Here is a 20184-nt window from a genome sequence, read left to right on the forward strand (position 1 = left end):
CAGGGTATCTATATGCCTCATTAGCCGAATCACTTGACCCGGTATCCCGGCGGCGGTTTCATAGAACACCACTGCACCACCTGCGGATACCGGGCTAGCCTGCTATCTCTAATCTTTATTTGGCTGCCAGAAAAGCGTCCATTTGAGTCTGGAGCTCATTAATGACGGCATCGATACCTGCGGCCTTCAGCTTGCCATTCATTTCTTTGAGGATCGGCTCAGGGTCCTTTTCACCGGAAAATAAAGTATTCTTGTATTGCTTGGTGATATTGATCAGCGCTCCAATCTGGGACTGGACTTTGGTAGAGTCGAAGACGAAACCGATCACCGGCGAAGTTTCGGCCGCAGCATTCCAATCGGTATACAACTGCACCCGTTTCGGATCTTCGTCTTTGTTCAGATAGTTCAGCAGCACATTGCCGATCATCCAGGAGGAGACCGAGTTGTAGCCGCTGTCCGGAATGAACTCTACCGTCTTATCGTCCACCTTATTATAGTGCTTGCCCTCAATGCCGAAGGTCAGCAGGTTATACAGCACCGGATCGGTGTGAATCAGGTTGATGAACATCATGGCCCGCTCGGGATTTTTGGAGGTTCTGGAGATGGCCAGCATCGAACCCTGCAAGCTTTTGGTGCCTACCTGTACCGGCAACAGCGTCTTGATTACCATTGGCTTCTCCGCCAGCCGGGTCCAGTCATTGGTTGATGTCGGATTCATATTGCCGTAGGTGAACCAGGCTTTGCCGCTTTTGACCGCATCCTTCAGCTCGGTTTTGTCCGTGGCGCCATTCTTGTTGATATAACCCGCTTCATACCATTTGCGGATCAGCTTCAGCCGTTCGGTCATCGCAGGTGTATCGTATTCATTAAAAATCTTCATCGTATCGTAGTCCAGCAAGGTCGGTATATCGCCGCTGCCGTCAATATCCTCGCTGTTCGGGTAAGCGGTGAACCAGCTCAGGCTGTCCGTGTGATTCATGAATAAGGGGGAGATTGCCGGTTCCTTCTCCTTGATAGTCTTCAGCAGCGGCTCAATATCCTCCAGCCGCTTGATGCTGTTAATATCGAATCCGTATTTATCGATAATGGCCTTGTCAAAAGCGAACCCTACGGATTGCCCCAGCTCTTTTTCCGTCGGAATCGCATACAGGTGTCCATTCACGGTCGCCGCCTGCAGATAAGCCGGATGAATCTGGGCTTTGGTTTCTTTGGCATGGGTATCGATAAGTTCCTCAAGCGGCAGATACGCTCCTTTGGCCGCGTTGGTCATGAAGTTCCAGGTAAAGACCATGTCGAACACCTCGCCGGACTGGATCATCAGATTCACTTTATCCGCCGGCTTATCCCAGCTCAGCTGGTTGATCTTGATCGTGGCATTGATCTTATCCTTCAGATAAGCATTAATCTCCTGCTCCACCGCCGCAACATCCTTATCCGGCCCGCCCGGCAGATAGAGCGACAGCTCTACCGGCTCCAGTCCGGCAGGAGCATCAGGCGCTTTGGTGGCCTCCCCCTTCTCCGTCGCCGCCGGAGCTTCATTGCTCGGTTTAGCCGTGATATCCGTGGTTCCGGCGCTGTTCCCGGCATTATTGCCGGAGCACCCGCTGAGCACCATACCGACCATAAGTACGAGTGACAGCAGCAGAGTCATGCTTCTTTTACTTGCCATTAGTCGCTTCTCCCCTTTGCCTAACAATATGCTATATAAATGGAACTAATGAGTAGTTCCCCCTATATACAACAAGCAGCCAGGCTGTGCATCAGCCTTTGATTGAGCCGAGCGTCAGACCCTTGATGAAATAACGCTGGAAGAACGGATAGGCCAGCACGATCGGGCCAATCCCGATCAGGGCCATCGCCATGCGGATTGTTTCACCCGGCAGCTTGGCGATCTCGGTCGCCGAGCCCTGGATTAAAGCCCCGTTGCGGCTCAGGTAGTCGGCCTGGGAGATCATTTTGTACATTAGATATTGCAGGGAATACAGGTCGGTGTCGGTAATAAAGATCATGCTGTGGAACCAGTCATTCCAGTAATGCAGCGTATTGAACAGGCCAATGGTCGCAAAGACCGGCAGCGACAGCGGAAATACAATCTGGAAGAAGGTCCGCAGCTCGCCCGCCCCGTCTATAGTCGAAGCTTCAATCAGTGCAGGAGGCACAGACATCTGGAAGTAGGTTTTCATAATCAGCACATTAAACGGAGAGAGGAGCATCGGCAGAATCAGAGACCAGACCGAGTTCTTCAGATCAAGCACCTGGGTATACACCATGTACCACGGCACCAGGCCGCCCCCGAACAGCATCGTGAAAAAAATCAGAAACGCAAAGGCCCCGCGGTATTTGAAATCCGTCCTGGAGATGGGATAGGCGTACAGGGACGAGATGAACACACTGAGCAGCGTCCCGGCCACGGTGACAAAGATGGATACGCCATAAGCTTTTGCGATAACCGTGTAGTCTTTAAAGATATATGCATAGGCTTCGAAGCTGAGTTTCTCCGGGATAAATTGATACCCGTTCTTTACAATATAGTCGTGATCCGTGATGGATATCATAAATACCAGTACAATCGGCAGCAGACAGGCAATGGCCAGCACAATAAATATAATATGGAGTATCGTATTCGTTACTTTGGAGATTTCGTTATTCATCCTGCGTCCCTCCGAACCCTTTGACATGATTAAAATACTGCCTGATCCTTATCGACCTTGCGTACAATCCAGTTCGAGCCGAGCACCAGGAAGAATCCGACTACCGACTGATATAAGCCGGCGGCGGCGGACATGCCCAGGTTCCCCATATTGATCAGCGCGTTATACACATAGGTGTCGATGACCAGCGTCGTGGGATACAGCGCTCCGGAGTTCAGTGTCGTCTGATAGAACAGTCCGAAGTCTGAACGGAAGATACCCCCAATCGCCAAAATGGTTGTAATAATAATGACCGGGCGGATCAGCGGGACCGTAATGTGAATAATCTGCTTCCATTTGCTCGCCCCATCGATCAAAGCCGCCTCATAATATTCGTTGTCAATCCCGATAATGGCGGCCAGGTAGATGACACAGCCGTAGCCCACCCCCTTCCAGAGATTAATCAGCGGCAGAATAAACGGCCAGTATTTCGGCTCCGAATACCAGTTCAGCTCATTCAGCCCGAACATTGCCAATACACCTTTATTAATGAAACCGTATTCAACATTGAGGAAAGCGAACACCAGATAACTGACTACCACCATCGACAGAAAGTACGGGAAAAACATGACACTCTGATAAAACTTGGCCGCCAGCTTGTTCCGCAGCTCATTCAGCGCAATGGCAATCGCCACCGCAATGACCAGGTTCAGCACAATAAACACGAAGTTGTACAGCACCGTATTTCGGGTAATAATCCACGCGTCTTCGGTAGCGAACAAGAAGGTAAAGTTGTCCAGACCCACCCAGGGACTTCCCAGAATGCCGTCGACGTAGTTGATATTTTTGAACGCAATGATGATTCCGAACATCGGCAAATAATTGTTAATCAGCAGAAAAAGCACGCCCGGCAGCAGCATCAGCAGCAGTACCTTATGCTTCAGCAGATGCTTCAGCACCGTAGGTTTTTTAACTTTTCCAACAGGATTGGGCACCCCCCGCTCTGCAAGGGCCGTGTTCCCTTTCTCACCAGCCTTCATTTTATCCGCCTCCCGAACATCCTCTTGCCTTCTCTTTTGTTCCCTGCTTTTAGTGTATTCGCAGACCCGGCAAAGCTAAATACGGCCATCTATAATAAAAGTTTGAAATCCTACAGAGTTTGGCTATGTAAAAAAAGCTGCCCCGCAGTCATCAAGGACTGGGGGCAGCTCGTTACATACTAACCTTCCTAATTTCGCCTTCCTCTCAGGCTCTTCAGCAGATTCTCCGCCAGCAGCGGATGCCTCGGGTCGAAGCCGGGGTAAATGTACTCTTCGCGCTTGAAGTAATACCCGGTGTCGGCGATATCCAGCATCTGGTTAAGGCGCTCTGTCTCTTCCTTTAGGGCCTGGTCCAGTGCCTTCTCCCCGGCAATAATCTGCAGATACAGCTGCATTCTGCTCCGGTCGCCCGAAGCCCGCGGTTCAATGGACACCGTGCTCGGGTCATATTGGTCCATAATCTGCGGGGTTAGCGGATAAATGGAATCCACCTGCGTTGGATAGAACTCCTTGAAATGGGCGAGCCCGCCTGTCCCGGCCGGAGTATCCAGAATCCCGTCAACGACTGGCAGCGCAAGGCCCTGGCGGTATAGGAGCGTCAGAAACTCCTCCGATTGCAGGAATTTCCACACCTTGACCGCTTCTGTACGGGCCGGGGCCAGGGCATTGACCACCAGCGGGGATTGCGGCATCATCATCAGTGCCCCGGCCCAGGCCTTGGAAGAATCCGCAGCAGGCGGCAGCACGACTCCCCATTCCGGCTTGGGCATATATTCCTGAAGCTTCACATAATCCTTGCTGGTCACATACATCATTCCAATATTGCCTTCTGCGAACTGCCGCAGGGCGGTATCCCGCTTCAGCAGGTTTTCCCCCGGATACAGACTCCCCTGTGCTTTGATATCCAGCACCATTTGCAGCCAGGGCTTGTAGACGCTCAAGTCATAGCGGCCCGTCCGGTACGAATAGTGATAAATACCGCTGTACGTACCGGACATCTCAAGCCCTGTCTCCAGGCTCTCCTGCCCGTCTCCGCCGGCCAGTGCGAAGCCATGTTTGTTCACTCCTACGCCAGCCTCACTGATTCTGGCAGCGGCATCCTTCATTTCCGCGAAGGTTACCGGCGGGTGTTCCGGGTCCAGTCCGGCACTGCGGAATAAATCCTTGTTGTAGATGAAGCGCAGTGTCTCGACACTTGCAGGCAGGAAGTAGATGCCGCCCTTAAACAGACTCCGGTCCGCCAGATCCACGGCCCATTCCGGGAACCGGCTCAGCTCAGCCGGTTCCAGATACGGCGATAGATTGGCCAAATAGTCCTTGTTCACATAGGTTGCCAGCCATTCATTGTCCACACTGAACACATCCGGCCCTTGACCCGAGGTCATAAGCATATTCAAGGTGTCGTTATATACATCTGTTGATATATCCATTATCAGGATTTCGATCTGATCCGGATTGGTCTGATTGTAGCGTTCGATAGCGTTTTTCACTTCCAGGTTCTGCGTCCAATCATGGAGGGCCACCTTAATCTGCGTCTTTGGGCTGATTTCGGCCGCCGGCCCCGAGTCAAACTTACCCGGCGGACGGTCGTACACAGCTATATACACCACCCACCCGCAAATCAACAAAGCACAGAGCACTGCCAGCATACGTTTCATTCTCCACCTCCTCGTTGACACTGCCACTCCCTGCGTTTTACAATGTATACCAGCCATTCAAAATTATTAATATATTCTAAATCTTACCCAAAGTATAGCAACCAAAGAATCATCCGCCCAGACCTGAGGAGGATGCCTGTGAGAAAATTATACGATACACTGTCGAGAACCCTCTTCCTGTACAATTTCAGCATCCGCAGCCGGCTAATTCTCTACTTCCTGTTTCTGGTCCTTCTTCCCACCACCATTATCTCCATTACGATTTATAAGAAATCGACCGATATCATAACACGCAATATGAACACGTCCATTGAGAACAATCTCAATCTCATTCAGGATCATCTCGCCCAGCGGTTTGAGAGCGCGGACAATGCCATGATCTCTTTATACCTGAATAATGAATTTGCCGATGTGATCTCTTCCAACAGGCCTACCGACAGCACCGGCATCATAAATGAATTAACCGCCCTGAACAAAATACTGGAGAATTTCCCGGTGAACGGCACAACCGGAGGCAAAGGTGTACCTATGCTGTATATGCTGAACCGTCCTGAATATACCCAATATAATTTCTCCCGGCGGGTCTATAATATGGATCTGATTTCTCTGAAGCCTTGGTATCTGGGTATTCCGGCGAGATCAAATTTCACTGTAGTCGGTCTCAGTTCCCTTAATTCCCAGTTCACGCTCAAGTTCGCCAAGCGGTTATTCGGCATCCGCCATGCCCAGCTCCCTTATGTCGGACTGCTTACCGTCGATATTCCGGTTGCCGAGCTTAGCCCGCTGCTGGACCATTACAAACCAACGCCAGGCAGCCGGATCTATGTAGCCGACCAGACCGGAACCATCGCGATCAGCCCGGATGACACTCTGCTTGGCCAGAATCTCAGCACACAGGATTATTACTCCGGCATGCTTGGCAGTATTCCTGCCTCACCAGGGTTTCACTCCTTCCGGCACACCCTCCAGGGCGAGCCCATGCTGGTCTATTACAAACAAGTTGAAGCCACCGGCTGGACCATTCTCTCCTTCTCGCCGGTACGGGAGCTGAACGGGGAACTGGCCTCTTTTCAAAGGGTCATGTATCTCGTACTCGCGATCTGCATGCTGGTCTCGCTCCTGATGGCCCTGCTGCTGTCGGAGAATATCTCTGCACCGATCCGCAAATTCATCCAGTCGATGTCCCATGCCGAAAGCGGCAATTTCAACATCATTATCCGCTATAAACGCAAGGATGAGTTCGCCTATCTGTTTAGCCGCTACAACAAGCTGCTCCTTCAGATCAAGGCCCTGATCGACAAGCTGTATGTCACGGAGCTGCGCAAAAAAGAAGCCGAGCTGCAAACGCTTCAGGCACAGATTAATCCCCACTTTCTTTACAACACGCTGGATTCCATCAATTGGATCGCCATTCATCACGAGATCCCGGAGATCAGCCAGATGGTGACTTCCTTATCCGATTTCTTCCGCTACAGCCTGAGTAAAGGCAAAAACATTATTCCGCTGAAGGATGAGCTGCGGCAGGTGGAGAGCTATCTGCAGATTCAGCATTTCCGTTTCCGGGATAAGCTCGAATATGAGCTGGAAGAGGCGGACCCCGCAGTGCTGGAGCAGTGTCTTGTGGTGAAGCTGAGTCTGCAGCCGCTGGTGGAGAACGCGATCATTCACGGAATCCAGAAAAGGCGCGGCAAAGGCCGCATCCGCATCCGGGTGGAGTCTTCCGCCGAGCTGCTCTGCATTTCAGTCTTTGACGATGGGTTGGGCGATGACCCCGGGCGGTTAAACGCACTGCTGACGGATAAGGACCAGCAGCATACAGCTTATGGCATCCGTAATGTGCAGATGCGGATTCAGCAGTTTTTTGGCGAGGGGTATGGAATCCGCTATTATGCGAATCTGGAGGACGGGCGCGGCTTGCTGGCGGTGCTACGGTTTCCGGTTGTGACTACATGGGAGGAGGCGGGCACGGATGCTGACGATGATTATCGCGGATGATGAGCCGTTTATCCGCAGCAGTCTGGTTCATGTGTTCGATTGGCCGAAGGAATTCGGCATCGAGATTGTGGCGGAAGCGGCGGATGGGCAGGAAGCCTACGAATTATGCCTGAAGCACCAGCCGGATATTCTTTTCACCGATATTATGATGCCTTTGCTGGACGGTCTTCAGGTAGCCGAGAAGCTTAGAGCTGCGGGCTGCCCTACCAAAATCATTATTATCAGCGGTGCCCAGGATTTCGCCTATGCCCGGAACGCGCTTAAGGTAAACGCCGAGGGATACATTCTGAAGCCCGTCAAGCTGCCCGAGGTCAGAGAGCTTTTTACCCAGGTGATTGCCCGGCTGGCTGAAGAACAGGGAAATCAGAAGAACATGGAACGCCTGCGCCGGCAGCTCCAAGACAACCTGCCGCTGATCCGCGATAAATTCCTGCACAATCTGATTACCGGCCTTTACCGGAGCGAGCAGGAAATTTGGGACAAAATCGATTTTTTTAATCTTCCTGTCAAACGGCAGGACTATGTTACCGTTGGGGTGCTGCAGCTGGATGATTATCAGACCGCCGTCGACAAATTCTCTGAGGAACATAAGCAGTTGCTCTACTTCTCTATCCTCAACATTATCGATGAATGCCTGAACAGCTCACCCTGCGGACTGTGCTTTGTGGCCAATGAGAATGAATTTATTCTGCTGTTCTGCCGTACGGAGGATCTGAATGTCAGCTTCCTGACCGGCATATGTGAGCAGATCAGCAGCAGCATTAAGCAATATTTGCAGCTGGCAGTGTCGATTGGCATAGGACGAAACGTTCCCCAGCTGACCCGGGTTGAAGAGTCCTATAAAGACGCGCTCCAGGCACTCGTCTATAAATTTTATACCGGGAGCGGGGCCATTTTGTTCATTCAGGACATCGAACCCGATACACAGACGCTCCAAAGCACCTTTTTCTATAAATTTCACGCCCAGCTTATGAACGAACTGAAGATCGGCAATACCGCCAAGGTCACAGCGCTGCTGGAGCAGCTGTTTGCTATGCTGACCAAACCCAAGCTGCCCATCGACTATGTCCAAAGTATCTGTGCGGAGATTATTTTCACCTCGGCCCGGACGCTGTATGAAATTGATGAGGGTATCGTTCATGACCGGATGAGCATTATGGAGACACTGTACCGCAAGAAGAACATCAACGAGCTCAAGACGTACATGCTGCGGCTGTTCTCCGATCTGACGGCCCAGGTGGAGAGCAGGAATACAACCCGCAACAGCAGCACCGTGCAGAAGATCAAGGCCATTATCCAAACCGGTTATGCCGGGGAGCTCCCGATTTCCCGTATTGCCGAGGAGGTTTATCTGACCCCCAACTACATCAGTCTTATTTTCAAAAAAGAAACCGGAGAGACCCTCACGGACTACCTCACCCGCATCCGGCTGGGCAAAGCCAAGGAGCTGCTTCAGACCACCGACCTTAAAGTGATGGAAATATCGGAAAAAGTCGGCTATGAGAACCCCCATTATTTCAGTACCGTATTCAAAAAAAACGTAGGGGTCCATCCGCTGAAATACCGTTCAGACCACAGCAAGCTGTAGCTTACCGGTCCGGCTGATTGCCGGATTTGGGCTTGTAAATATAAGCCCGGGCCCCTATTCTTGCGAATACCGCAGGTTCAAAGCGCCCTGGCCGGGCCCGTGGAGGGGCAATTCTGGAAGAAAGCGTACGGATATATTCAAAATCCGGATGAACCCCTTCATCTGTAAGATAAGCCGGGGTGACACTCCCCGGGAACCGCTCCTGGTTCAGTGCTGCTATGATGCCTTCGCCGGTACTGATGCCGATCCCATGCCCGAAATAAGTATTGGGGCCGAGCAGGACCGCATTCTCCCCTTGCCATTCCGGCTTGCCCGGATCATGATCGGGATTCTTGAAATATACAATGTCGCCGGGAATAAAGGCCTGCGGGCGGCGGGTGGAGATGAGCTGCAGATTGTTGTCGTAATTCCAGTCCCACAGGAACAAATTTTGAAAATACGTATTAAAGACCTGCTCACCGATCGTATCCAGCGTTGCCTTGTATAAAATGATCACCATTGCCGTTGCGCATTCAAACGCATACCACTGTCCATTCCAAAAAATATCGTTAATTCCCGCCGAAGGCCACACGCCTTCCCGCAACTGTATCCCGCCATTATCTGTGCGTGTCCACAAACGCTCGTTGCACCGCGTCTCTTTGAACGTGGCGAAATCTGCCCCGCTGTCATTAAGCGCCCTGGCCGATGCAATAATGTTATCCCGCATGCGCCGCTCAAAATTCAGAGATTCAGGAGAGTTGTACATAAAGGCCACCCTGTGTTCCTCCCTTCAAGGTTAAATGTTCAAAATATAAGTTATTGTACGTGCCGGGAACTGGGTTGGTGCGGAGTTGAAGCAGAGAATTCCCGCCAATTTGCAGAAATCCGTACAAGCTTGTCTAATCTCCTACTAATTCCCTATGATTTAGCAATTGTTCGACAAAAAATCTATGTTTTATTCCAAAAAGCATCTATGTAAATAGGCCCATTCCCAAATCTATCATTTACAAAAACAGCAAATAAATATTTCAATAAAATCCCATATCATAACCCACATGGAAGTTTTAAAGCTATATATCATAAGCTTTTAACCTTCTATGTAAACTTTTGTAAGGTAACTCTAGCAAAAAAATTTTATTTTCATATAGATTTTACATTTAACCGGTGGTAAAATCTTCTTAACATTTTTCCAACTATCTTAGACGGAATTAAACCCGAATTCTTGGAAAGGAGAGTTCTACATACATTCCATAGGTAGCCTTGGAAGACTTGCGTTATTCATCATACACTGGGAGGGATTTTTTTGGAGTGGGGCAAATTAACTCGTAAACTATCAATACTGGCGCTGTCCGCGGGAGTAACGATCAGCACAGTGCCTGGAGCAGTTTCAGCGGCAAGCTCGGTACAGCCTACTTTTAACGAAAGCACGATCGTACTAAATCAAGCCTTGAATGGAACTTATATTTCCCCCGACATCGATACCCAATCCACCAAAGACGTGCGCGTAATTGTACAACTCAGTGGCCAGCCGGCAGCCGTCGGCAAATACGCCGCGAAGCAAGGTATTTCCTCCCTGGCCTCTACGGCCACTGAAGCGGCTGTGAACAGCCAGCAGACCGAGGTCCTGAACAAAGCCGACAAGGCCGGACTGGACGTAGAAGTCAACTACAAATACAACACCGTACTCAACGGATTTGAAATTACGATTCCCGCCAATGAAATCCCTGCACTTGCTCAAATCTCCGGCGTAAAGTCCATCTATGAGAACAGCACCTGGTATCCGATCCCCGGTGAAGCGGACACCGCCGTTGCCACGGAAGAAGTAACCCCCAAGAACGACAATGGCCCGCTGGAGCAAATCCATGCCGACTGGGCCTGGACTAAGGGCTTCACAGGCAAAGGCCTGAAGGTAGGGGTTATTGATACAGGGCTTGATTATACCCACCCCGACATTGAAGCAGCCTACAAAGGCGGCTATGATTCCTTCTACAATGACGCCGACCCTTACGAGGAAGTTCCTCTGACTGAAACAGAAGATCCGTACGGCGTTGGTTACGCGGGCACTTACCACGGTACCCATGTAGCCGGAACCATTATTGGACAGTTCGCCAATAGATCCGGTGAGATTGCCCACAAAGGCGTAGCTTACGGTGCCGATCTGTACGCCTACAAAGTACTCGGCCGCAACCTGAAAGACCCAAGCACTTCTTCGGGTTCTTCTGCCCAGGTCATCGACGGCATTGAACGCGCAGTCAAGGATGACATGGATGTTATTAACCTGTCCCTGGGTTCCGACGAAGAAAAAGATGTGAACTCCCCCGATGCGATTGCGATTAATAACGCTGTATTGTCCGGCGTTGTAGCGGTCATTGCCAACGGCAACGCAGGCCCGGGTTATTTCACACTTGGCTCGCCGGCCACTTCCCAGCTTGGAATCTCCGTGGGTGCCGTGACCAGCCCGAGCAAGCAATATTCGGGCACCTTCTCTTCCGCCCTTTCCGTGTCATCTGTAACTTATGATACGTATCAGGATTTTGACTTCAACGTCATGGCCTGGGAGCTGGCCAATGAAGATTTCGCCTCCATTGTCGGCACTGAGCCTGTAGATGTAGTCTATGCAGGCTTGGGCTCCGCCGGGGAATATCCAACCGAAGATGTGAATGGAGCCATCGTATTATTATCCCGCGGCCAGCTCGCATTCACCGACAAGATTGCCATTGCGAAGGAGCATAATGCCAGAGCCGTTGTTATTTTCAACGGGAATGCCAAGAATGGGGAAGCGGATCTGAGCCCATCCATCGAAGGGCGCGACGGCTTTATTAACTCCTTGCTGGGTGACGGCTTCGACAGCATCCCTACCTTTGATATCAAAGGTACAGAAGGCCGGGCGCTGGCCCGCGCACTGCTGGAGAGTGCCGACAACAAACTGCAGTTCAAGTTCGGCACTGATTACAACCCTCAAGAAGATCCAGGCGATGCACTGGCCAGCTTCACTTCCTTTGGACCAAATGTAGATCCTGAAATGAGCATCAAACCAGACTTTACCGCTCCGGGAGTAAGCATCCTGTCCACCTATCCTGCCTATGGCAAATATGACAAGGAGGCTACCTACGAGAAGGCTTACAGCCGTCTGAACGGTACAAGCATGGCCACTCCGCATGTAGCCGGAGCCACCCTGCTGATCAAAGAGGCCCATCCGGCCTGGTCGCCGTTTGATATCCGCTCTGCACTGGCCAATACGGCAGATGTAGGCACAGCTGTGACCGACGATGTGTATGAACCCTTCGATGTCTATCAGCAAGGGGCCGGACGGATCAACATCGAGAATGCCATCAACACACCGGCATTGCTGCAGTCCCTGGAACCTATCACCATTCTGGACAAGAATCACAATCCGCAAAATGTAATTAACTATAATTCCTCCGCTGCGTTTGGGGTTGTTGCACCAGGCAGCTCCAAAGTGAAGAACCTGCAGCTCAAGAACACAGGCAGTGAAGCATTGACTTACACCGCTTCTGTTGAATGGCATTTTGAGGATCCAGCGGGCATAACCGCTTCGCTGACCAGCAGCAGCGTGACTGCCGCAGCCGGTTCGGCGACATCTTTTGCCATGAATCTGAATGTGGATGCAAAAGCGAAAAAAGACGCTCTTTATGAAGGTCAAATCAACCTGAAAGTTGAAGGCCGTCCGGAATTGCCGGCACTGCATTTGCCTTTCACCGTGTATGTGGGCACTGAACTGCCGGACAACGGCGTAGGCATTCAGGAAGTAGCCTTGACCAATACCGTTATTTACCCTAACCGCAGCAACCAGCAGTCCACGGATCTCACATACAAGCTCAAGGCTAAAGATGCCAACTACTACCATATCGAAATCGTAGATATGAATGATGAGGCTATCGGTTATCTCGAAGCCAAGAATACGGGCGACCTGACCAAGTCCTTTGAACCCGGCACTTATACCTTCAAAGGATTTGGCGGCAGCTATCACCCTTACGGTGAAGACGGGGCACCTAAACTGGATGCCCAAGGCAAACCAGCCGTAGAACATCTGAAAGATGGCGTTTATAAAATCAATATTACCGCCGCTCCAGTAAAGGTAACTTCTGCGCCGGTATCCATTGATCGTGACAACGATCCGTATTACACTGCCTATACTTCCGTCCGGGTCGATAATTCTTTTGAAAGCACCGGCGGTGGCGGTGGTGGCGGTGGTGGTGGTGGAACCACAGTTACACCGGCACCAACCACAGCACCTGCAGCCAGTGCTTCCGCTAATGCAGTGATTGAGCAAGGCCTTAAGCAAGCACCGATTACAGCAGCAACCTCTTCTGCAGATGGCGTAACTACAATCAAAGTGACTGACAATGATCTGAAGAACGCACTGGCTACGGCAGGCAATGCGCCAGTGGCTGTAATTATCTCGGTTCCGTCGTTGACTGACGGTACAGCCCAGGTTGTGCTGACAGCCGAGCAAGTGAAGCAGTTGACTGCCGCTCCGGCGAAAAGCACCGTGGTGGTCAATGTCGCAGGCTCTGCATTCGCTCTGCCGGTATCCTTATTCTCCAAAGGCGCAGCTGATGCCGGCCTTACGCTGATCATCAGAAAAGCCGAGGACCAAACATCGAAATTCACGGCCAGTGTTGCGGGTTCTAAAGTAATCGGAACCCCAATCTCGTTTGAAGCGAACTGGACTACCGCTTCCGGCAGTACAGCGCTTAAAGTGCCACATGATGTCTTCCTTAAGAGATCCTTTACAGTGCCAGGCAGCATTGAACCTAATACAGCCGGTGTACTGTTTGAAGAGAACAGCAAAATTACTCCGGTCGCTTCTGTATTCACGAAACAGGCCGACGGATCAACTATTGTTACAGTAAGCCGTCCGGGCTTCTCCGTATACGCTGCGGTGAGCCGTCCAGTCTCCTTTACGGACATTGCCGCTTCCAAAGCCGCTTCGGAAATTACGGCCCTGGCCAACAAATTGATTATTGAAGGTACTTCTGCAACAACCTTCTCGCCGAAGAGCAACCTGACCCGTGCCGAATTCACAGCACTGCTCTCCCGCTCTCTCGGACTTCGCTCCACCGCCGCTTCTACTTTCACGGATGTGAAGGCCAGCGACTGGTATGCGAATGATGTTGCTGCTGCATATGAAGCCGGCCTGATTCTGGGAACCGGAAAAGGCAAATTTGCTCCTACCGATAAAGTAACCCGTCAGGAGCTGGCCGTCATTCTGGGCCGGGCATTGAAATTAACAGGAGTAGAGCTGAAAGTCGCCAACCCATCTTTCAGCACCTATGCCGATGATGCCAAGATTTTCAATTATGCCAAAGAGAGCATCAAATCCTTGTCCGCTGCCGGTGTAATCAGCAGTGACAACGGATCGAACTTCAATCCTACTGCCTCTGCAACCCGTGAGGCTGCCGCTGCAGCACTCCACCAATTGCTGAGCAAAGCCGGCTTGATCAACTAAGCCACGGCGTATAGGCCTTACCAAAAAGAGCTGTCCCCTAAGCCATCAACTGGCTGGGGACAGCTCTTTTGTTACGCAGAATCGGCTGGGGCGGCGTGAGGCTTACGTTTTCACCTTCGCTCATGCAGTCCCGTCCCCAGATCAGGGAGAATTGCGGTTATGATGTATTTTGTGCACCAAAATCGCTCTGGCTGCGCTCAAAAGTCCATTCTGATGTATTCTGTACATTGAAAATTTGAGAATTGGCTATTTCAGCTATTTCTGCTGTTCCTGATGTACAAAATGCAGCCAAATCAAAAATAAGCTAGGTTTGCCCGCAATTCGATGCACAAAATGCAGTCCAAGAACGCACTATCTCAAACCGCTACGCCAGCCCTTGCCTCCATTCACCGAGACAATCCCTCTTGCAGCAGCCGGAAGGCCTCCTTCAGCCGCTCTTTGGGCAGTGCCGCATACCGGTCGCCGATGGTCACCTCATTGAAGCAGGTGCCGGAACCGCTCTCCCGCAATGACGAGATCAAACCTATGCCCGTTTCTTCATAAACAGTAATCAGAAGGGGCTCAAGCTGTTCTTGGGGCAGGGAGAAATGCACATGAAACATGTTGGTCACCGGCACCTCCGGCAGGGTGGACACCCGTGGACAGGCATTGAAATAAGCCGCCAGTTCCTTGGCTTCCTCATAATATTGGCCCATCCGCTGTTCTCTTAACCCGAAATAATAGTCCGCTGTGAGGATGTATGGATACAGGCTAACTAAATCCCCGCCATGCCGACGTTTCCAAATCTTCGACTCTTCCATGACCTCTTTATCCCCGGCCAGAACCGCTCCGGCAATACCACCGATCCCTTTATAGACGGAGATATAGACACTGTCAAACAGCCCACAGACCTCGGCAGCCGTTCTCCCGTAATAAGGAAGGCTCTCCAATAACCTGGCCCCATCCAGATGGAGCTTGATCCCCTTCTTGTGGCAATAGGAGGATATAGCCTCCAGTTCGGCGTATTCGGGCAGCTGCCCGCCAATCTCTCGCTGCGGCAGCTCCAGGAGCAGGCAGGAAATATCCTGCTCCAGATTCACCACATCTTCCAGCCGGATCAGACGATCTTTATCCGCCAGCAATATGGGCTCTATATGATGAAGCTCCTTCAGACCATCTTGTTCATGAATTTCCAGGTGGCATAGAGGGTGATAGGCCACTCTTTTCAGCTGCTGCCGGTCACACCAGATCCGCAAGGCAATCTGCTGTGCCATGGTGCCGCTGGGAAAAAATACGGCAGCCTCTTTGCCAAGCACCTTCGCCATTTTTGCTTCAAACTCTTCAATTACTTTTCCCGTTCCATATATATCACTGGCCAGAGTGTCCTCTATCTCCCGAAACGCTGCGGTTAAGACCGAGACCTCTCTTTTTCCATGACCTGTCACAGGATTGGGCGTTTCATTAAACGCCTCTAGCAATGTAAGATGCTCCTTCATCTGCTCCTACTCCCCCTCAGCTTCCCGCTTCTCCCCGGCTATTCCCGGGTGTGTCATTTCGTAAGGGTCCAGAATCAGGTTCAACTCTTCCTCGGACAGCACATTATATTTCAGGCATAATTCGCGCACCGATTTACCGGAGAGGATCGCCTCCCTGGCAATTCGCGAGACTGTCTCATATCCAAGATGCGGATTGACTGCCGTAATAATCCCTACACTTGTCTCAACATCGCGGGCTGTTTTTTCGTGGTTGGCCTCAATTCCGGATAGACAATAATCCGTGAATACCCGAAACGAATTGTTCATAATGCTGATCGACTGAATCAGGTTAAAGACCAGTACCGGCTCCATCACATTCAGTTCAAGCTGACCGGCCTGCGAGGCCAGACAGATCGTATGGTCATTGCCAATGACCTGAAAAGCCACCTGATTGATTACCTCTGCCATGACAGGATTCACCTTGCCGGGCATAATCGAAGACCCCGGCTGACGGGAGGGCAGGGAAATTTCATTAAAGCCTGTACGCGGGCCGGAAGCCATCAGCCGCAGATCATTCGCAATTTTGGACATATTCATCATGCAGACCTTGAGGGAGGCCGATACCTCGGTGTAGGCATCGGTATTCTGAGTAGCATCCACCAAATGCTCGGCGGTGGTTAATGGCAGCTCCGTAATCTCCGCCAGATATTCCACAACATAGCCAATATACAAAGGATCGGCGTTAAGGCCTGTCCCTACAGCCGTTGCCCCCATGTTAACCTCGTACAGATGCTGCCGGGTGCCTGCAATCCGTTCAATATCGCGGGCCAGCACCCGCCGGTAAGCTTCGAATTCCTGACCCAGCCGGATCGGAACAGCATCCTGCAGGTGAGTGCGGCCCATTTTGATTACAGGGTCGAACTCCTGGGCTTTCTGCTGGAACACATCATGCATCCGCCCCATTGTGGCGAGCAGTCCATCCAACATGCGCAGTACGGAGATATGTATGGCCGTGGGGAAAGCGTCGTTGGTCGACTGCGCCATGTTCACATGGGAGTTGGGGCTGAGGCTGAAATAATCGCCTTTTTCCTTGCCGAGCAGCTCCAGTGCACGATTGGCGATCACCTCATTGGCATTCATATTCACGGATGTGCCAGCGCCGCCCTGGATCGGATCGACGATAAACTGGTCATGCCACTGGCCGGCAATGATCTCTTCGGCAGCCGTAACGATGACATCACCAAGCCCCCGATACAGCCGGCCCACCTTCATATTCGCTAGAGCAGCCGCTTTCTTGACAACAGCCATGGCAATAATCAACTCCCGGTGGATCGTATAGCCGGTAATCGGAAAATTCTCCAGCGCCCGCAAGGTCTGTATTCCGTAATAGGCGTCTACCGGAACCTCTTTGGTACCCAAAAAATCTTTTTCTGTACGAAATGGTGCGCTCGTCATACTATCCCTCCCGAATTAAATGCTACGGTCAATCTCAAGCATACATGAAAGCATCGGCTCCGGCAAAACCTTGTTTGCCTTAGCTGTTATTACCTCGGCGTTTCCGTCAATTACAACCGGCCAGACGGAGCAACCTCCACTGTTTCCGTTTGTAAACTTGTGCCCACCGCGGCCGTTTCCTCTTTTAATTTGTCATTTTCGTCTTTCAGCTGTTTGTTTTCTTCCTGAAGTTTGCTGATTTCGGTCTTAACTGTTCTACATTTTCTCCCGGCGCACCTGTATTATCCGTTGACGATGAGCAGAATGATTTGGGCTCAATTCATTAAAAACAAAAAGAGACCCTCAACAGGTCTCTTCTCTATAACTGCTATTCATTCTCCGACTCTACGTATTGTTTAAGCAACGCCAGTTTGTCATCCCAGTATTGGTCAAAAAAAGCCAGCCAATCCTTAAGCTGCGCCAAGGGCTCCGGCCGCAGCCTGTACCGCGTCTCCCTGCCGGTTCGGCGGCTGTGCAGCAGTCCGGCATCCAACAGAACATGCAGATGTTTGTTGACGGCTGATCGGCTGATCGGAAAACAGTCCGAGATGGCGGCGATCGGCATCTCCTTGTCCGCTAACAGCGTCAGCAGCCTGCGCCGGGTGGGATCGGCAACGGCTTGAAACACATCGGGCTTAAAGGCGGGTTCGCCCATTTCAGACCCCGATTGCTGCGGGAAGCTTCTCGGAGACGATGCCTTCCCAACCGCCTTCCATAATTCCGCGGATAACCGGGTGCGGCTGCCCGAATTCCGTGCTTTTGCCGGCATCCCAGCCCGAATGAATCAGCGTGAATTCCGTCTTCCCTTCTTCCAGTGCCTGCAATTCAAACGTCAGATGCCAATCCTTGCCCCAGTCCAGACTCAGCCGGTGCGGTGCGTCCAGCTCGGTTACTTTGCAAGGGGAATCTCCGAAAGGCCCCGCATGCAGGATAAATTCATGGCCCAGCACGGGCTCGAAGGTATTGGGCATCCACCAGGATGCCAGCCCTTCGGAGGTGGCCACAGCCTTCCATACTTGTTCTATCGGAGCCTGTAGGACAATCTTTTTTATAATCGGCGGCAATGCTTGCGGTGTATTCATAGGTTCCCTCCAGATTAAATGTAACACCCTAAGGTGTTACATTGATTTTATAGATCCAACGGTATTTCGTCAACTAAAACAAAAAAGACCCCGTAGGGTCTCTTCCTTAGATCAGACGGTGCCGGACCCATTTATCCCCAAAGAAACGCTTGAGGAATATGGTGCCCCTGATGCCCCATTCGATATTCATGGCTAACCACACGCCGATAATTCCGAAGCCAAACACGATGCCGAGCAGGTAGCCCAGCACTACGCGGAATAGCCACATCGACAGCATGGAGACCATGGAGGTGAACTTGGAATCACCCGCAGCCCGCAGCGCCGAAGGTGTAATAAAGCTGGCCGACCATAACGGAATTTGGGCAATCGTATTGATGAGCAGCACGATAAAGATATCGCCCACGATCTCGGCAGGCGGATGAAACAGAGAGACCAGCGGATAGAAAAAGGGCAGAATCAGCACGCCCATAAGCACAAACGAAGCCGACGACAGCACGAGAAAGGATTTCACAAATTTTCGCGCATCCTGAACCTGACGTCCTCCCATACATTGGCCGACCACCGTAATCAGGGTCAGGGACAAAGCATTGGCGGGAATCTGCATGACCCCGGCCAGGGAAGAGACAATTGCATTGGTGGCAATGGCATAGGTGCCAAGACTGACAATAAAGATCTGGGTCAGAATCTTGCCGCCGTTAAAAAACATCTGTTCCGCCGCAAAGGGCAGGCCTATGAACATGATTTTTTTGAGCATCGACCAGTTCAGTAGCAGGAGATCCCGCAGCTTGATATGCAGGCTGCTGTCCAGCCGGAACAAGTAATACAGCGCACAGGCTGCCCCTATGTATCTGGCGATGTTCACCGACAGTGTCATGCCCAGAACGCCCATATTCAGGCCATTGATAAACACAAAGTTCAAAGCCACATACAGCAGGTTCATAATCAGTGAAAGGTACAAGGAAGCGGTCGTTCTGCCAATACCGCGCAGCGCCCCGCACACCGCCTCGACCACGGCAATCCCCAGGTAGGACACGCTGCTCCCGATCAAATAGGTCCGGGCGTGATCCATGACTTCCGGTGAGGCCGAACCGAACAGCAGCTGCAGCAGCGGATTATGGAGAATAATACCGAACAAACCAATACATAAGGCCATCAGAGAGACGGAGGAGACGGCTCCTGCGGCGGCTTTGGACACCATCAGCTCATTGCCGCTGCCTTTATACTGCGCTACCACTACGGTTCCCCCGGTAGATACCGCTATGAACACACTAATCAGAAAAATATTCAGTGAATCTATCATACTCACTGCACTCACCGCCGCCACACCCGACGAGCTGATCATGGCCGTATTCACAAGATTCAGCCCAACGACGAAAGCCTGATCGATCAGCAAGGGGAGGAACAACGCAATCATCTGACGGTAGTCTATCGATTCACCGGTAAAGTACTTATCGAGAAATAGATGACCGCGCTTCAGATTTAACTTGGGCTCTGGCATAAGTTCACTTCTTTTACTTGGAATTTTGGCTCCTGAAAAAGAAAAAAGGCTCTTCATATGAAGAGCTTGCTTGATGAGCACTGCCTTTATTTATCTAAGGATGCGGTCGAGAGGACTCGAACCTCCACGGTATTGCTACCACACGGACCTGAACCGTGCGCGTCTGCCAATTCCGCCACGACCGCAAGAAATGAAAACTTGTAACGCAGTGCAAGAATTAATATACCATGCTTCCAAGAAAAGAGCAATAGAAAATACAAAAAAAATTCCGGCCATTCTCCGAAGAAAACGGC

The 20184-nt window shown here is 51.3% G+C and carries 13 protein-coding genes and 1 tRNA gene; 3 read left to right on the forward strand and 11 right to left on the reverse strand.

Translation table 11 applies throughout. The features are described 5' to 3' along the window. Window positions 1-115: 115 nt before the first annotated feature. The 4 genes from IEY53_RS04640 to IEY53_RS04655 form a co-directional block, all read right to left on the reverse strand. Window positions 116-1669, reverse strand: coding sequence for an ABC transporter substrate-binding protein (locus tag IEY53_RS04640; protein WP_189022431.1), 1554 nt, complete (start codon window positions 1667-1669; stop codon window positions 116-118). A 91-nt stretch (window positions 1670-1760) separates the two neighbouring features. Continuing rightward, the gene (locus tag IEY53_RS04645) at window positions 1761-2651 is read right to left on the reverse strand and encodes a carbohydrate ABC transporter permease (RefSeq protein WP_189022432.1); all 891 of its coding nucleotides are present in this window, start codon (window positions 2649-2651) and stop codon (window positions 1761-1763) included. Between the two features lie 29 nt (window positions 2652-2680). Further along, on the reverse strand, window positions 2681-3670 hold the full coding sequence (locus IEY53_RS04650; protein ID WP_373293799.1) for an ABC transporter permease: 990 nt from the start codon (window positions 3668-3670) through the stop codon (window positions 2681-2683). Between the two features lie 188 nt (window positions 3671-3858). Next, window positions 3859-5328, reverse strand: a complete 1470-nt coding sequence (locus IEY53_RS04655; protein WP_189022433.1) for an ABC transporter substrate-binding protein — start codon at window positions 5326-5328, stop codon at window positions 3859-3861. Between the two features lie 138 nt (window positions 5329-5466). Between IEY53_RS04655 and IEY53_RS04660 the strand changes: the two genes are divergently transcribed. Beyond that, the gene (locus IEY53_RS04660; RefSeq protein ID WP_189022434.1) at window positions 5467-7323 is read left to right on the forward strand and encodes a sensor histidine kinase; all 1857 of its coding nucleotides are present in this window, start codon (window positions 5467-5469) and stop codon (window positions 7321-7323) included. Further along, the gene (locus IEY53_RS04665) at window positions 7298-8911 is read left to right on the forward strand and encodes a response regulator transcription factor (protein WP_189022435.1); all 1614 of its coding nucleotides are present in this window, start codon (window positions 7298-7300) and stop codon (window positions 8909-8911) included. Before IEY53_RS04660 ends, IEY53_RS04665 begins: the two co-directional genes overlap by 26 nt. Before the next feature lies 1 nt (window position 8912). On the opposite strand, the gene tgl is transcribed toward IEY53_RS04665, so the two are convergent. Further along, window positions 8913-9656 carry a spore coat transglutaminase TGL gene (tgl, locus tag IEY53_RS04670; protein ID WP_229695995.1) on the reverse strand — a complete coding sequence of 248 codons (744 nt, stop codon included), beginning with the start codon at window positions 9654-9656 and terminating at the stop codon, window positions 8913-8915. Between the two features lie 537 nt (window positions 9657-10193). Between tgl and IEY53_RS04675 the strand changes: the two genes are divergently transcribed. Beyond that, window positions 10194-14363, forward strand: coding sequence for a S8 family serine peptidase (locus IEY53_RS04675; protein ID WP_189022437.1), 4170 nt, complete (start codon window positions 10194-10196; stop codon window positions 14361-14363). Window positions 14364-14749: 386 nt separating this feature from the next. Here IEY53_RS04675 and IEY53_RS04680 read toward each other — a convergent pair whose 3' ends face one another. From IEY53_RS04680 to IEY53_RS04705, 6 genes are all read right to left on the reverse strand, one after another. Continuing rightward, entirely contained in the window at window positions 14750-15838 is a 1089-nt protein-coding gene (locus IEY53_RS04680) for a threonine aldolase family protein (RefSeq protein ID WP_189022438.1), read from the reverse strand. 6 nt (window positions 15839-15844) lie between these two features. Next, a complete protein-coding gene (gene aspA / locus IEY53_RS04685; protein WP_189022439.1) occupies window positions 15845-17272 on the reverse strand; it encodes an aspartate ammonia-lyase in 1428 nt (475 codons plus the stop codon). Between the two features lie 367 nt (window positions 17273-17639). Further along, window positions 17640-17966 (reverse strand): ArsR/SmtB family transcription factor, encoded by a 327-nt coding sequence (locus IEY53_RS04690; protein WP_189022440.1) that lies wholly within the window; start codon window positions 17964-17966, stop codon window positions 17640-17642. A gap of 1 nt (window position 17967) precedes the next feature. Continuing rightward, window positions 17968-18393, reverse strand: coding sequence for an SRPBCC family protein (locus IEY53_RS04695; protein ID WP_189022441.1), 426 nt, complete (start codon window positions 18391-18393; stop codon window positions 17968-17970). Between the two features lie 106 nt (window positions 18394-18499). Next, window positions 18500-19891, reverse strand: coding sequence for an MATE family efflux transporter (locus IEY53_RS04700; protein WP_189022442.1), 1392 nt, complete (start codon window positions 19889-19891; stop codon window positions 18500-18502). A gap of 101 nt (window positions 19892-19992) precedes the next feature. Then, window positions 19993-20076, reverse strand: a tRNA-Leu gene (locus tag IEY53_RS04705). Window positions 20077-20184 lie beyond the last annotated feature (108 nt).

The organism is Paenibacillus albidus (assembly GCF_014644435.1).
GTDB lineage: Bacteria > Bacillota > Bacilli > Paenibacillales > Paenibacillaceae > Paenibacillus_AQ > Paenibacillus_AQ albidus.